Below are 14,569 nucleotides of genomic sequence, written 5' to 3'. Positions count from 1 at the left end.
CGGTATCGTGCCGCGAGATCGGCCCGCCCGTTAAGGACCAATCCCGGAAAGTGGTCTTAGGTCATAAGACACGGCTCAACTCTGGATGTAGCCCACGAGCTGCTCCCGCTCCGCTTCCAGCAGGCCGATGGCGCTCTTCACCACGTCGCCGATGCTGACGATCCCGACCAGCCGGCCGTCGGCGACCACGGGCAGGTGCCGGATCCTGGCGTCGGTCATGACCTTGCGGAGCCCGTCCACGACATCGCCCGGCGCGCAGGTGCGGACCGAGGACGTCATGATCGAGACGACGGGCGCGTCGAGCAGTCCCGCGCCGCGTTCGTGCAGATGCCGCACGACGTCGCGCTCGGAGGCGATCCCGTCGATGGAGGAGCCGTCGGCCGAGACGACCACCGCTCCGATGTTGTGCCGGGCGAGAAGCGCCAGCAGCTCCCGGACCGTGGCGTCGGGCGTGACCGTGGCCACCCCGCTGCCTTTCGTGCGGAGAATGTCAGATATACGCATGAACCGCCCTTCCGACCGCGCTTAGCAGGGCCTTTCGCCCAAGGTCGCACGCCGCGCCGGTCTTGGAAAGGGCCTTAGGCAAGCCTTTGTGAAACAACCGACAGGAACTCACGCGGCAGAATCAGCCCGTCCGCGCCATAACGGGTCTCCAACAGGGCCAGCGAACCGTTCTGCCACCAGAACAGATGCGGGCTGAGCGAGCCGGGACCCTCCTCGTAGCCCGCCTCCGCGTGCTCGTGGAGGCGGGCGGCCGCCGCGACGACCCGGTCGAGGCTGAGCTCGGGCGAGAGCGGGAACGCCAGGATCAGGCTCCGCGACGGCGCCACCACCAGCGCGCCCTGCGGGCCGATCGTCAGATACTCGTCCAGCCAGGCCACATGGGTGGCCGCGTAGAAGGTCCAACCGTGCAGCACCGTCAGGGGAACACTCGAACCCTCGTCCGCGTCCTCGCAGGTGAGCGGGCCGTCGGCGCGCACGTTGGCGCGGCCGAGGGCGAACAGGGCGTCGCCGGAGACCGGCCAGCCCGCCAGCTCCTCCTGGGTGACCGTCCGGACCGTCGTGGGCGTGTCGATCACGGCCACCTCGATCAGCCCGGGCGCGAACGGCCGGGCGGCGAGCACCCCGTTGTCGGCCTCCGCCGGGTAGATCCGGGTGCGGAGCAGATGCCGGGCCAGCTCGAAGTCCGACAGGTCCAGGGGTTCCTCGGTGGCGGTGACGATGGTCGTCACATGGTCGGCGACCACGGCGGGCCAGTCGTCGCGGGGCACCAACCGGGCGAACTGCCGCAGATCCTTCATCCCCACGTGCAGCCGGGCCGCGCCCTGCAGCAGCATCACGTCGCCGTGCAGCGGAGTGCAGGTGTATCCCAGGCTCTCCGCCACGAGGATGACAAGGGAGTCGAGTGCGGCGTCGTCGCCGTCCCGCGATCCCGAGCCCATGCGACCTCCCTGGAAGCGCTTCCCCGGGGGGAAGCTACCGATGAAGCTTGACAGCAAACGGCGGTCCTGCGGAAGACCCCCATCTGAGAGACTGGAACCGTCATGAGACCGACGCCGCACATCCTCGTGGTCAACGGGACCAAGGTCCGCCGACCGGTCTTCGTCGTGGGCGCCCCGCACTCCGGTACGGATCTCATCGCCCGTGCGCTCAAGCAGTCCGCCGGAATCCATCTGACGATCGGCAGGCCCGCCGTGGTCAAGATGGTCTACGCGTTCGCCCGCAAACCGTCGATCGCCACCGAACGCGGACGCGGCGCGGCCCGGGTGATGCGGGACGCGTTCGCCGAGTCCTGGCAGCTCAGCGCCGGTTCCTGCCTCGACTGCCCGGCCGAGTGCCGGCAGCTCAGCGGCTACTCCCCCGCCGACGGCGTCCCGGCCGGGCCATGCGTGCCCGTGGGCGGAATCCACCGGTTCGCCGACGCCACCCCCGACCTGATCTACAGCGCCGACGTGCTGCTCGACGCGTTCCCCGACGCCCAGTTCGTCCAGGTGATCCGCGACGGCCGGGACGTCGTCGCCGGAATGCTCACCGACGAGAAGTGCCTGACCTGGTTCAAACCGGGCTTCATCAACGTCGACGAGGTGTTCCCCAACCCGTTCCTGGGCGTGGACGACCTCACCGAGCGGGCCCGCTGGAAGTCCGCGGGCCCCGCGGTGAAGTGCGCACTGCGCTGGCGGGGTTCGGTGCGGCTGTCGGCGAAGCTGCGCGCGCAGATCCCGGCCGAGCAGCTCATGACCGTCCGCTACGAGACCCTGGTGAACGAGCCGGGCGAGCTCGCGGCGAAGCTGTCGAACTTCCTCGGCGGCCCCGTGTCGAAGATCGCGCTGACCGGCGCGACCGAACCGTACCGGACCGAGGGGCGGCGGCCCCTCCCGGCCCGGCAGGGCGGCGACGAGCCGCCGCGCGGCTGGCGCGAGGCCCTCACCGCCCGCCAGATCGCCTCCGTGGAGAAGATCGCGGGCCAGGAGCTGCTGCGGCTCGGCTACTCGCTGGACGGCTGACCGGCGAACCATCCGATGGCCATCCCGGCCGCGCCGAGGCCGAGCAGGAACGCGCTGTACCGCAGGACGAGTGGTCGCATGTCTCACGTCTTCCAGAGGGGGTCTCCGTTCGACCGTCCCCCGCCCGTGTGACGCCGGGATGTCGGCCACGGCACGGTTCGGCGAACCCCTGCCGAGCACTCGGCTCGCCGGGCGGTGAGGCCGGTCCGGCGACCGGCCGGTCAGTTGTCGGCGTGCCAGCGGGCCTTCCCGCCTGAGCCGCCGGTGCACGTGTAGGACTTGGCGGCGTTCTGGCCCTTGGTGCCCTCGGTCGGGCAGAACGCGCCGGGCCGGATCGTGGGCGAGACCGCGGGCCCGCTGTCCAGCACCCAGCGGGCCCGCGCGTCGCCGGGCTTCACACAGCGCACCTGGGCGTTGTCGGCGTTGTGCGCCAGCAGCCCCGGATCGGCGCAGAACGCCCCGACCTGGACGACCTTGTCGACCGACGGCTGCGGGGAGGGCGTCGCCGCTCCCGCGCCGGTGTCGGTGACCATGACCGTCGGCGCGGCCTTGCCCGCCGCCATGCCGTCGGTGGTGCCGGTGGTCGCCACGTCGGTGCTCGAGCATCCGGCCAGGGCGAGTGCGAGGACGAGTGCCCCGCCGACCATTGTCCGCATCTTTCCCCCGAAAGAATCAGTGATCGTACGATCACCGGGATTCTGCCCAGCGGAATGATCACTGGAACCTAGGGTCGGAGCACTTCTGGCCGGAGCGCTTCCGGCTTGATCATCTCGATCGGCTCGCGCTCCTCCTGCTGGGCGAACTGGGTGCGGTAGAGCTCGGCGTAGAGGCCGCCGCGGGCGAGGAGGTCGTCGTGGCGTCCGCGTTCGGCGATGCGGCCCGCCTCGATCACCAGGATCTGGTCGGCCTCCCGGATGGTGGAGAGCCGGTGGGCGATCACCAGGGACGTCCGGCCGCGCAGCGCGGTCTGCAGGGCCCGCTGGACGGCGGCCTCCGACTCGGAGTCCAGGTGGGCGGTGGCCTCGTCGAGGACGACCACGGACGGTTCCTTGAGCAGAAGCCGGGCGATGGCCATCCGCTGCTTCTCCCCGCCCGACAGCCGGTGCCCGCGGTCCCCGACGATCGTGTCGAGCCCCTCGGGCATGGCCTCGACCAGCCCCCTGATCTGCGCGCCTTCCAGCGCCGCCCACAGTTCGGCGTCGGTGGCGTCCGGCCTGGCGTAGACGAGGTTGGCGCGGATCGACTCGTGGAACAGATGGGAGTCCTGGGTGACGACGCCGACGGCCGCCGCCAGCGAGCCGAGGGTGACGTCGCGGACGTCCTGGCCGCCGATCCTGATCGCGCCGGAGTTCACGTCGTACAGCCGGGAGACCAGATGGGTCATGGTCGACTTGCCGGCGCCGGAGTGGCCGACCAGCGCGACCAGCTCGCCGGGGCCCGCGGTGAAGCTGAGATCGTGCAGGACCTGCTTGCCGGGCGCGGTGTCGGTGCGGGCGATCGACTCCAGCGACGCCAGGGAGACCTCGTCGGCGGCCGGGTAGCGGAAGGAGACGGCGTCGAAGACGACCCCGGCGGCGTCGGGGGCCAGCGGGACGGCGTCCTCGCGTTCGGCGATCATCGGCTCCAGATCCAGCACCTCGAACACGCGGTCGAAGCTGACGAGGGCCGTCATCACGTCCACCTGGACGTTCGAGAGCGCGGTCAGCGGCCCGTACATCCGGGAGAGCAGAGCCGTCAGGGCGACGAGGGTGCCGATCTGGAGGGATCCGTCCACGGCCATCACCCCGCCCACCCCGTAGATCATCGCGGTGGCGAGCGAGGCGACGAGGGCCAGCGCGGTGAAGAACACCCGTCCGTACATCGCGCCGACGACGCCGATGTCGCGCACCCGCCCGGCCCGCCGGGAGAACAGCTCCGACTCCTCGCTCGGACGGCCGTAGAGCTTGGCGAGCATCGCGCCTGACACGTTGAACCGCTCGGTCATGAGCGAGCCCATCTCGGCGTCCAGCACCATCTGCTCGCGGCTGATCTTCTGGAGTCTGCGGCCGACGAGCTTGGCGGGGATCACGAAGACCGGCAGCAGCACCAGCGCGATCAGGGTGACCAGCCAGGACAGGTAGAGCATCGCGGTCAGCACCAGCACCAGCGTGATCACGTTGGAGACCACCGAGGACAGGGTGGTGGTGAGCGCGCGCTGGGCCCCGATCACGTCGTTGTTGAGCCGGGAGACGAGGCTTCCGGTCTGGGTGCGCATGAAGAACGCGACCGGCATCCGCTGCACGTGGTCGAAGACCTGGGTGCGCAGATCGTAGATCAGCCCCTCGCCGATCCGCGCGGAGTACCAGCGCTGGGCGAGGGAGAGCACGGCGTCCACGACGGCGAGCCCGGCGATGCCGAGCGCCAGCCAGACGACCACCGCGGTGTTCTTGGGCACCACGCCCTTGTCGATGATCGCCTGGATCAGCAGCGGCCCGGCCACCACGCTGACGGCCGCGAGCGAGTTGAGCAGCAGGAACCAGACGAGCTCCCGTTTGTACGGTCTCGCGTAGCCGAGGATCCGTCGGAAGGTCCCCGGCTTGAGCTTCTCGTCCTTGACGGAGGGATCCCGCCGGAACGAGGCCATCATCGCGAAATTGCTGTCCAACACGGCTCCTTCGGCGCGTTCTGCTAGAGAGATGTAAGCAGGTGAACGCGGCGAAAATTCCGGCTAACCGAGAATCCTTCGCGTCTGGGCCTTCCGCTCCGCGGCGGTCTGCTCGGCGAGGGTGTTGGCCGGGGCCTGGACCAGGAGCTCCTGGACGGCGCGGGCCGCACCGGCGTCGATCTTGAGCAGGGCGTCGACCAGCTCGGCGGTGGCGGTCTCGAGCGCCTCGTTGGCGACGAACCGCTCGGCCAGCCCGAGCTCACGCGCCTCGTCGGCCAGGACGGTGCGGGCGGTGAGGCAGAGGTCGAGGGCGCGCGGCAGGCCGACCACGTCGACCAGCGGCTTGGTGCCGGTCAGATCGGGGACCAGGCCGAGCGCGGACTCCTTCATGCAGAACCGGACGTCGGCGGCGGCGATCCGCAGGTCGCAGGAGAGGGCGAGCTGGAACCCGGCGCCGATGGCGTGGCCGTGGACGACGGCGATCGAGGTGAAGCGGGGGTCGCGGAGCCAGAGGAAGCCCTCCTGGTACTCGGCGATCAGCACTTCCAGCTCGTCGTGGGAGATCCCGGACGGCAGCGCCGGCGGTTCGCCGGGGATGCCCTCGGGGGTGAAGGCGCGCACGTCGAGACCCGCCGAGAACGAGGGTCCCGCGCCCTTGAGCACGACGACCCGGACGGACTCGGGCAGGGTGCGCCCGATCTCGGCCAGGCCGCGCCACATGCCGGGCGACTGCGCGTTGCGCCGCTCGGGACGGTTCAGGGTGACCGTGGCCACCGCGCCGTCGTGGGTCAGCTCCAGTACGAGCCCGGCTGCCGCCAGATCCATCTCGCGCCCTCCTCCAAAAGCGCGCGACGGACCCCGAAGTGATCGGGCACAGGCCGTCGCCGCACTACCGAATCCTACTCGGTAGTAGCCACGGCGACGGGCCTGGGCTCGTGCAATTCCCTGGGGGGATACCCGGGGCACCCCCGCAGGGGTCAGGACTTCTTGCCCCGCGTGGCCCCGCCTCGTCCGCGCAGATTCACGCCGGACTCGGTGAGGATGCGGTGAATGAAGCCGTAGGACCGGCCGGTGGCGGCTGCCAGAGCGCGGATGCTCTCGCCGGAGTCGTACCTCTTCTTGAGCTCCGCCGCCAGCTTGTCGCGCTCGGCACCGGTCACGCGGGTGCCCTTCTTCAGGGTCTCGGCCACGAGTACCTCCCGTAGTGATGTGGTGACCGCTGCGTTATCTACAGCCATGATCAGTCATCATCGGCGGATCGGCTACCCGGTAGGCCAGAAAAGATCTGCTTCCCTTGCGCAGATGGTCAAGCAAGGGCCACCAGATCGGCAAATTCGTCACTCCAGATGTCTTCAACACCATCCGGTAGCAAAATCACCCTTTCCGGTTCCAACGCGTGCACCGCGCCTTCGTCGTGAGTGACCATGACTATGGCGCCCTTGAACGTGTGGAGCGCTCCGAGGATCTCCTCGCGGGAGGCCGGGTCCAGGTTGTTGGTGGGTTCGTCCAGAAGAAGCACGTTCGCCTTGGAAACGACCAGTGTGGCCAGGGCCAGGCGGGTTTTCTCCCCACCCGACAGCACGCCGGCGGGCTTGTCCACGTCGTCTCCGGTGAACAGGAACGAACCCAAGATCTTCCGGCACTCCACCTCGGCGAGATCAGGAGAGGACGACTGCATGTTCTCCAGAACGGAACGATCGTGATCGAGAGTTTCGTGTTCCTGTGCGTAGTAACCGAGCCGCAGTCCATGCCCCGGGATAATGCTCCCGGTATCGGGCTTTTCCACTCCGCCGAGCAGACGGAGCAGGGTAGTTTTCCCCGAGCCGTTCAGCCCAAGCACGACGACCCTGCTGCCGCGGTCGATCGCAAGGTCGACATCTGTGAAGATTTCCAAAGATCCGTATGATTTGGACAAACCCTCCGCGCACAGGGGGGTTTTACCGCACGGAGCCGGATCCGGAAAGCGCAGTTTGGCCACCCGGTCGGCCTGCCGCTCGCCCTCGACGCCCGACATCAGCTTGTCGGCGCGCTTGAGCATCTGCTGGGCGGCCTTGGCCTTGGTGGCCTTCGCCCGCATCTTCTCGGCCTGCGTCTGGAGCGTGCTGGCCTGCCGCTGGGCGTTGGCGTACTCGCGCTTGCGGCGCTTCTCGTCGGTCTCCCGTGCCGCCAGGTACTTCTTCCAGCCGACGTTGTACATGTCGACCTCGCCGCGGTTGGCGTCGAGATGGAACACCCGGTTGACGACCGCCTCCAGCAGCCCCACGTCGTGGCTGATGATGATCAGGCCGCCCTGGTGGTTCTTCAGGTAGTCGCGCAGCCAGACGATCGAGTCGGCGTCCAGGTGGTTGGTCGGCTCGTCGAGCAGCAGGGTGTCGGCGTTGGAGAACAAGATCCGCGCCAGTTCCACCCGGCGGCGCTGGCCGCCGGACAGGGTGTGCAGCGGCTGGTGCAGCACCCGGTCGGCCAGGCCCAGGCTGGAGGCGATCGCGGCGGCCTCGGACTCGGCGGCGTACCCGCCGAGCACGTGCAGCTCGTCCTCGGCGCGGCTGTAGCGGCGCACGGCCTTCTCCTGGGCGGCGCCGACGAACTCCGCCATCTGCACCTCGAACTTGCGGAGCCTGGCGAAGACCTCGTCCAGGCCGCGCGCTGCGAGAATCCTGTCCTTGGCCAGCACGTCAAGATCACCGCTGCGCGGGTCCTGCGGCAGGTAGCCGAGCGTGCCCGAACGGGTGACCGAGCCCGCGGACGGCAGGGCCTCCCCCGCCAGGACCTTGGTCAAGGTGGTCTTGCCCGCGCCGTTGCGCCCGACCAGGCCGACCCGGTCACCCGGATTGACGCGGAAGGCGGCCTTCTCGATCAGCAGCCGGGATCCGGCGCGCAGCTCGATGTCATTTGCGATGATCACTGTGGTGGGTCTCCCCCGGAGAAAGCTGACAGATCAGTTTATCGGGCCGGGACCGGCCACCGCGAACCGTTGACCGGCCTGCGAGAATGACTCGTGTCACGACGGAACGTGACGCCACGAACGCGAGGAGTCCTCATGCCTGTGGTGAAGAGCAACGCCGCTCCGGGCACCCCATGCTGGGTGGACCTGGGCATCCCCGACCCCCAACGCGCGAAGGAGTTCTATGCCGCTGTCTTCGGCTGGGAGTACAACGAACCCGGCCCCGACTACGGCGGCTACTTCAGCGCGACCAAGAACGGCCACCAGGTGGCCGGGATGATGGGCGTCCAGGAGGCGCCCACGGCATGGTGGGGAGTCTACTTCGCCACGGACGACTGCGATGTCGCGGTCCAGCGGGCCGTCGACGCGGGCGCGTCCGTGGTGGCGCCCGCCATGGACGTCGGGCCGCTCGGCCGGATGGCGATCCTGCAGGATCCGCGGGGCGCCCAGTTCGGCTTCTGGGAGGGCCGGGAGCACGTCGGCTGCGAGCTGGTCGACGAGTCGGGCGCCCTCGCCTGGAACGAGCTGGTCACCGACGCCACGACCCATTCGGCGCGCTTCTACGAGAGCGTCCTGGGGGTCGGCGCGACCAGGCTGTCGCAGGAGGGCCTGGACTATCTGACCCTCGACGTCGACGAGGAGCCGGTCGCGGGGGTGTTCGGGATGCCCGATCTGGGTGACGCCGGAGCCCGCTGGACCGTCTACTTCGGGGTCGACGACGCCGACGAGGCGGCCAGGATCGCGGTCGAGGCGGGCGGTTCGGTCGCCCGTCAGCCGGAGGACTCCGCCCACGGCCGGGTCGTGGTGCTCCGCGATCCGTTCGGCGCGGAGTTCGCCGCGATCAAGCTCACCCCCGGCCCCGGCTTCGACGACGCCGAAAAACACTGAAACCCGCTCAGGGCGACATGTTGCGGATCAGGTCGGCCACCCTGACGATGCCGAGGCAGCGGCCGATCTCGTCGGTCACCACCAGGTCGTCGTAGACCCGCTCCTCGTCCCGGCCCGCGGCCCGCAGGGCGGCGATCGCCGGGACGGTCTTCGGCACGATCCGGGGCGGGTCGGCCAGCCGCGACGCGGCCTTGTGCGCGTGCAGGGCGTGCCCGTAGGCGCCGGACAGGGCCAGCAGGAAGCGGGACCGGTCCACGGTGTGGCGGGGCCGCTGCTGGGCGTCGACCAACACGATGCTGGTGGTGCCCTGCTGGTTGGAGAAGGCGTCCAGCACCTCGCCGGCCGTCACGGTGTCGGACATCGTGACGGCCGGCAGCGTGAACTCCGACACCCGCGGCCCGAGGTCGATGGAGCCGGTCGGCGGCTCGTCGCGGGAGACCGGCACCGGGATCGGCACCCGCTGTCCAGGACGCCAGTCCGGCGGGGTCAGCAGCGGGCCCTGCACCAGCCGCACCCCGAGACCGCGCAGCTTCTTCAACTGCTCCTCGCTGTCGATGCCGGGTGCCAGCACATGGGTGCCGACCCGGTGGGCGACGGTGACGAGCCCCTCGACCAGCGCGCCGCGCCGCTGGTCGGTGACGGCCCTGCGGGCCAGGTCGGGGTCGAGCCGCACCAGGTAGGGGGTGCCGTCGGCCAGGACGTCGAGCGGGGCGTGGGTGGTGCCGAGCCCGCCGAACGCCACCAGGTAGCCGGCGTGCCGCAGGTCCTGGACGCCCGCGGCGAGCTGGGACCGCTGGGCGGGCGCGAACCCGCCCGTCACGCAGACGATCACTTCCTGGGGGCGGCGGCCCGCGTCGTACAGGCCCTGGTGCAGGACCGTCAGGACCCCGCGGCCGAGCGCGACGGTCGCGGCGCGCACCGAGATCTGGAGCGGGAGCAGGGCGGCGTGGGAGGCCATGGCCTTGGCGCCCGCGAGCGCCCGCCTGATGTCCTCCTGGGCCGGGTCGAGGGGGCCGGTGCCGCCGAAGGCGGGGCCCACATGGGTCTCGACCGCGACGACCGAGCCCGAGTCGAGGTCGACGACGGGCTGGAAGAGTGCGCCGCCCGAGAGTCCGGTCGGCAGAAGGGTGTCCAGGACTGCCACGTTCGGAATCGTTTCAGCGCACTACCGCTGAAATCAGCTATGTCGGGGGACGTTCACTAGAAGTTCGTCCGCGATGTGAAGATAGTCACAGGTCATCGCACTTCGATCACAATTCGCCTGCCACGACCGCCGAGAACAGGTACGTGACGCCCCCCGCGACCGCGATCCACGGCAGCGGACCCAGCTCCCCGCCGCGCAGCGCCTGCACGACGATGGCCGCCACGATCCCCACCGCGAGCACGTCACCGGTCATCGCCGCCGCCCGCAGATGGGTCCTGCCGCTCCGGCCCCGGCCGAACGACTCCCCCACCGCCAGCCCCGGCTCGTCCCGGCGGAAGAACAGCAGAACCGCGTATCCCAGGAGCACCGCACCGGCGACCAGCCCGGTGCTCCGCTCGTCCCGCGATGCCAGCAGCACCGCCACGCCGACGCCCGCGAAGGCCGTCAGCGCCGGCACCACCCATCCCCGTCGTCCACGCCGTTCCGGAGCAAGCCACATGGCCGCCATCCTCCCGCAGATCAGCGCCGGTGAGTAGATCTTCCACCGATACGGAACAGTTCAAGATCCTCAGGAACCGGGGGGTTCCGGCGATCGTCAGTTCAAGAACGGGCCTGGGCAGGGCCGAGTAGTGGTTAAGGTGCGTGCGTGGCGCAGTTTCGGATGAACGGTTCCAAGATGCTCGCCGTCGACCTGATGGGCGAGACCGTGCGCGCCCTCAACGGCTCGATGGTGGCCTACGAGGGCCAGATGCAATTCAAACGTCAGGGGATGACGGGCGGCGACGGCGGGCTCATGGGCGCCGTCCGGCGCCGTGTCGCCGGCGAGAACGTGACGCTCATGGAGGTCACCGGCCAGGGCACCGTGTACCTGGCCAGTGAGGCCACCGAGATCACCCTGATCCATCTGCAGGGCGAGGCCCTGCTGGTCGAATCCAGCAATCTGCTGGCCCTGGACGGGCAGCTCAGGACCGGAGTGCAGTTCTCCGGGCTGCGGGGCGCCGCCTCAGGGCAGGGCCTGGCGACCACCAAGGTCGAGGGGCACGGCACCGTCGCGATCGTCTCCGACGGTCCGGCGATCGCGCTGGAGGTGACGCAGGGCCAGTCGCTCTGCGTCGACCCGCAGGCCTACGTGGCCAGCCGGGGCCAGCTCCAGCAGGACTTCGTGACCGACACCAACTGGCGGACCGTGCTCGGCCAGGGCTCGGGAGAGAGCTTCCAGCTCCGGTTCAACGGCCACGGGCTGGTCTACATCCAGCCGGCCGAACGCAGCGGCGGCCTGGCGGCGGAGGTCTAGAGATGCCCGGATTCAGCGCGATCAACAGCAAGATGATCCAGGTGCCGATCGGCCCCGGATCCGAGGTCTACTCCAAGCGCGGCTCGATGCTCGCCTACGTCGGCCAGGTGCACTTCGCGCCGACGGCCACCGCAGGGCAGGGCATCGGCGGGATGGTCGGCCGGCACATGGCGGGCGAGGCGTCCGCGATGATGCACGTCACCGGGCAGGGCTCGGCGATGTTCGGGCACGCCGGGCTGTACGTCGAGGTCATCGAACTGCAGGGCGACACCCTGTACGTCGAGGCCGACCGGCTGCTGGTGCACGACGCCACCCTGCAGACCGGCACCATGTTCATGGGCGAGCAGGGAGGGCTCGGCGGCGTGATCCGCGGGCAGGTGACCGGCCAGGGGCTGTTCACCACGACCGTCAGCGGGCACGGATCGGTCGCGGTGCTGTCGCACGGCGGCGTCATCGAGATGCCGATCCAGCAGGGCCGCCCCATCTATGTGGACCCGCAGGCCTATGTGGCCCACCGCGGCCAGGTGACCAACAAGCTGAAGACCTCGGTGGGGATGCGCGACCTGATCGGACGCGGCTCCGGCGAGGCGTTCCAGCTCGAGCTGTCGGGCTACGGCGTCGTGTACGTCCAGGCCAGCGAGAGGAAGATCTGACATGGGCTACCCGCCGCAGCAGCCAGGAGGCGGCTACCCGCAGCAGCCCGGCTACCCCCAGCAGCCCGGATATCCCGCCCAGCCCGGCTATCCGCCGCAGCAGCCCGGGTATCCCCCGCAGCAGCCGGGATACCCGCCGCAGGGGCAGCAGGGGTACGCCCCGCCGCAGCAGGGCGGTTTCCCGCCGCCCGCGCAGCCGACCCCCGTCGCCACGTTCAACGCGCAGACCCTGCCGGACGACGACAACGTCAACTCCTACGCCTTCTCGGTGAACCTCAACGGCCAGTGGTTCATCCAGAAGGGCAAGATGATCGCCTACTACGGGCAGATCAAGTTCGAGGCGCTGTCGTCGGGCCCGCTGGACGCGCTGGTCGCCGGCCACTTCCACTCGCCGCTGTACGCGCACGACTGGGTCGTCGCCGAAGGCCACGGCAAGCTGCTCCTCGGCGACCGGGGCTTCGACCTCAACAGCTTCGACCTGGAAGACGGCAATCTGACGATCAGGGCGGGCAACCTGCTGGCGTTCTCGCCGGGCCTCACCCTGAAGCAGTCGATCATCCCGGGCTTCCTGACGCTGCTGGGCACCGGCAAGTTCATCGCCGCGTCCAACGGCGCGGTGCACTTCGTCGAACCGCCGATCCGGGTGGACCCGCAGGCGCTGCTCGGCTGGGCCGACTGCCCGTCGCCGTGCCACCACTACGACCACACCTACATGCGGGGCGTGCTCGGCATGGCGCGTCACATGTTCGGGGTGGGCGGGTCTTCGGGCGAGGAGCACCAGTTCGAGTTCTCCGGCACCGGCACCGTGCTCATGCAGTCGTCGGAGACGGTCATGGAGTCGCCCGCGATGGTCCGCGAACTGGAAGGCCAGGTCGGGATGCTCGGCCTCGGCGGCCTCCAGCGGCTCAACCAGGTGATCTCCCAGCGGATCTCCGCGGAACAGCAGCGCTGACCCTGTTCGGTCCAGGCCCGATCACGCTTTTCGGGCCTGGACCGGTATGCACGCACCGTCGCCCCGCGAGTACCGTGCCCCCGACGCCATCGGCGGAAGGGGCCTTCGTTCATGCCGCGTCTCACCGTCCCGCGCCGTTTCGCGCGGATGACACTCGGCCAGATGGCCTGGGCGCTGTCCGGTTTCGCCGTCCTGATCACCGTGGTGATCGTGGCCAGAGGCGACCTCAACGGCCTGTACAAGTCCCAGCCCGACTTCTTCATCGGTTCGCTGCTGTCGTTCACGGGGTTCGCGCTGGCCAAGGCGTTCTCCCGGGCGTCGGTGACGGCGGCCGTCGACCACATCCACGACGCCCGCACCCCCGAGGTGGCGCGGGCGCTGGAAGAGGCCACCCACCGCTGGATGCGGGAGAACGACATCCCCGGCCAGGTGGCGCTGCTGCGCCGGAACATCGACGCGGCCGCCCAGCGCTGCGGCGAGTACTACGACCTGCAGGCCAAGGACCCGCGCGGCGGCCCGAACGTCCCGCTGCTGCGGGTCGTCCTCACCGACCTCGACGACGCCCTGAGCTCGGCCGCCCATCTGTCGGCCGTGGTCGGAGCGGCGGTCCCCCCGGTGTTCACGCTGTCGAGCGGCGCGCGGATCCAGCTCAAGGAGCTGCTGCGGGACGTCCGGGAGGCGGCGAGCCGCCGCCAGGAGGCGTTCGACGCCGTCAGCATGGAGTTCGGCCATCCCACGGCGGACGAGCTCTGGGGCGCTTTCACCGTCCTGTCGTCCGACACCCTGAAAAGCACTCCGCGATCTGGAGATCCTGCTCGGCGACCGGCTCCGCACCGATCCCCGCGAACAGGTCCCGGCGCTGCGCGGCTATCTGAGCGCCTCCCTGGCCCGCACCGAACTCGTCGCCGAGATCATCGTCTCCCGCGGGCTGGTCCTTCCGCCGGCGCTGAAGATCCTCAAGGAGGATCTGGAGAAGGCGATCACCAAGCTTGACGCCGTCGACCTCGCCCAGCTCGTCTCCGCCCCCAACGGCGTCCCCGCGTCGAGGCGTCCGCTCAACGCCCCTTCCTGACCGGCGCGGGCGCCGCCGTCAAGTGTCGCCGAGGAGGTCGCGGGCCAGCCCGGTGACGGCCGGAGGGAGCGCCGGGGTGACGAGCGCAAGACGGGCGACGGAGTCCAGGACGGTGACGGGGCGGGAGCGGCACGCCTCGGCGGCGGCGACCAGCCGTCCCGTGACGAGGACCGCGACGTCCTCACGGAGATCGGGATGGGTCCACGCGATCGCGATCAGGGCGAAGAGCGCGGACTCGGTCGTCCAGTCCTCCGGGCCGTAGGCGAGGTCGGTGAGGACCTGGCGGCGCGTCGAGACCGGCCACGGCTCGTCGGTGCGGTGGTGGGCGACGGCCAGGCAGGCGGCCGTCTGCACCGAGCGGAGCCACTGCGGCCAGTCGGCGCGGTCGCCCGACGGCGGCGCGGGCGGATGGGTGAGGACTCCGAGCAGTTCGTTCAGCGGGAGCGTGCTCAGGGTGACGGCGGCGTCGTAGGC

General features: G+C 70.0%; 15 protein-coding genes and 1 pseudogene. 6 read left to right on the top strand and 10 right to left on the bottom strand.

The window, feature by feature from the left end:
* Nucleotides 1–75: 75 nt before the first annotated feature.
* Nucleotides 76–504 carry a CBS domain-containing protein gene (locus tag ACYVE7_RS05515; protein ID WP_460363435.1) on the bottom strand — a complete coding sequence of 143 codons (429 nt, stop codon included), beginning with the start codon at nt 502–504 and terminating at the stop codon, nt 76–78.
* A 74-nt stretch (nt 505–578) separates the two neighbouring features.
* Complete coding sequence (locus tag ACYVE7_RS05510) at nt 579–1,442, bottom strand: DUF1444 domain-containing protein (RefSeq protein WP_460363434.1); 864 nt, start codon at nt 1,440–1,442, stop codon at nt 579–581.
* 102 nt (nt 1,443–1,544) lie between these two features.
* Here ACYVE7_RS05510 and ACYVE7_RS05505 point away from each other — a divergent pair, with 102 nt between their 5' ends.
* A complete protein-coding gene (locus ACYVE7_RS05505; protein WP_460363433.1) occupies nt 1,545–2,504 on the top strand; it encodes a sulfotransferase family protein in 960 nt (319 codons plus the stop codon).
* A gap of 221 nt (nt 2,505–2,725) precedes the next feature.
* Here ACYVE7_RS05505 and ACYVE7_RS05500 read toward each other — a convergent pair whose 3' ends face one another.
* The 5 genes from ACYVE7_RS05500 to ACYVE7_RS05480 all read right to left on the bottom strand — a co-directional run bounded on the left by ACYVE7_RS05500 (nt 2,726) and on the right by ACYVE7_RS05480 (nt 8,053).
* Entirely contained in the window at nt 2,726–3,160 is a 435-nt protein-coding gene (locus ACYVE7_RS05500; protein WP_460363432.1) for a hypothetical protein, read from the bottom strand.
* A 68-nt stretch (nt 3,161–3,228) separates the two neighbouring features.
* Entirely contained in the window at nt 3,229–5,130 is a 1,902-nt protein-coding gene (locus ACYVE7_RS05495) for an ABC transporter ATP-binding protein (RefSeq protein WP_460363450.1), read from the bottom strand.
* A gap of 81 nt (nt 5,131–5,211) precedes the next feature.
* Nucleotides 5,212–5,973: an enoyl-CoA hydratase/isomerase family protein gene (locus tag ACYVE7_RS05490; protein WP_460363431.1), complete on the bottom strand. Its 762-nt coding sequence runs from the start codon at nt 5,971–5,973 to the stop codon at nt 5,212–5,214.
* A 152-nt stretch (nt 5,974–6,125) separates the two neighbouring features.
* Nucleotides 6,126–6,338 carry a helix-turn-helix domain-containing protein gene (locus ACYVE7_RS05485; RefSeq protein WP_012852589.1) on the bottom strand — a complete coding sequence of 71 codons (213 nt, stop codon included), beginning with the start codon at nt 6,336–6,338 and terminating at the stop codon, nt 6,126–6,128.
* A gap of 116 nt (nt 6,339–6,454) precedes the next feature.
* Complete coding sequence (locus ACYVE7_RS05480; protein WP_460363430.1) at nt 6,455–8,053, bottom strand: ABC-F family ATP-binding cassette domain-containing protein; 1,599 nt, start codon at nt 8,051–8,053, stop codon at nt 6,455–6,457.
* A 135-nt stretch (nt 8,054–8,188) separates the two neighbouring features.
* On the opposite strand from ACYVE7_RS05480, the gene ACYVE7_RS05475 reads away from it, so the two are divergent.
* Nucleotides 8,189–8,980, top strand: a complete 792-nt coding sequence (locus tag ACYVE7_RS05475; RefSeq protein WP_460363429.1) for a VOC family protein — start codon at nt 8,189–8,191, stop codon at nt 8,978–8,980.
* A 7-nt stretch (nt 8,981–8,987) separates the two neighbouring features.
* Here ACYVE7_RS05475 and ACYVE7_RS05470 read toward each other — a convergent pair whose 3' ends face one another.
* Both ACYVE7_RS05470 and ACYVE7_RS05465 read right to left on the bottom strand, forming a co-directional pair.
* Nucleotides 8,988–10,124 (bottom strand): EAL domain-containing protein, encoded by a 1,137-nt coding sequence (locus tag ACYVE7_RS05470; RefSeq protein ID WP_460363428.1) that lies wholly within the window; start codon nt 10,122–10,124, stop codon nt 8,988–8,990.
* A gap of 106 nt (nt 10,125–10,230) precedes the next feature.
* Nucleotides 10,231–10,581 (bottom strand): ABC transporter permease, encoded by a 351-nt coding sequence (locus tag ACYVE7_RS05465; RefSeq protein WP_460363427.1) that lies wholly within the window; start codon nt 10,579–10,581, stop codon nt 10,231–10,233.
* A 189-nt stretch (nt 10,582–10,770) separates the two neighbouring features.
* Between ACYVE7_RS05465 and ACYVE7_RS05460 the strand changes: the two genes are divergently transcribed.
* The 4 genes from ACYVE7_RS05460 to ACYVE7_RS05445 all read left to right on the top strand — a co-directional run bounded on the left by ACYVE7_RS05460 (nt 10,771) and on the right by ACYVE7_RS05445 (nt 14,016).
* The gene (locus ACYVE7_RS05460) at nt 10,771–11,418 is read left to right on the top strand and encodes an AIM24 family protein (RefSeq protein WP_460363426.1); all 648 of its coding nucleotides are present in this window, start codon (nt 10,771–10,773) and stop codon (nt 11,416–11,418) included.
* A gap of 2 nt (nt 11,419–11,420) precedes the next feature.
* Nucleotides 11,421–12,071 carry an AIM24 family protein gene (locus ACYVE7_RS05455; RefSeq protein WP_460363425.1) on the top strand — a complete coding sequence of 217 codons (651 nt, stop codon included), beginning with the start codon at nt 11,421–11,423 and terminating at the stop codon, nt 12,069–12,071.
* Between the two features lies 1 nt (nt 12,072).
* On the top strand, nt 12,073–13,023 hold the full coding sequence (locus ACYVE7_RS05450) for an AIM24 family protein (protein ID WP_460363424.1): 951 nt from the start codon (nt 12,073–12,075) through the stop codon (nt 13,021–13,023).
* Nucleotides 13,024–13,134: 111 nt separating this feature from the next.
* A complete protein-coding gene (locus tag ACYVE7_RS05445) occupies nt 13,135–14,016 on the top strand; it encodes a hypothetical protein (protein ID WP_460363423.1) in 882 nt (293 codons plus the stop codon).
* A gap of 97 nt (nt 14,017–14,113) precedes the next feature.
* On the opposite strand, the pseudogene ACYVE7_RS05440 reads toward ACYVE7_RS05445, so the two are convergent.
* Nucleotides 14,114–14,569: pseudogene (locus tag ACYVE7_RS05440) on the bottom strand (hypothetical protein); the annotation flags it as partial.

This window comes from Actinocorallia lasiicapitis, from assembly GCF_054778695.1.
This window is presented reverse-complemented; position numbering and strand designations above follow the sequence as displayed.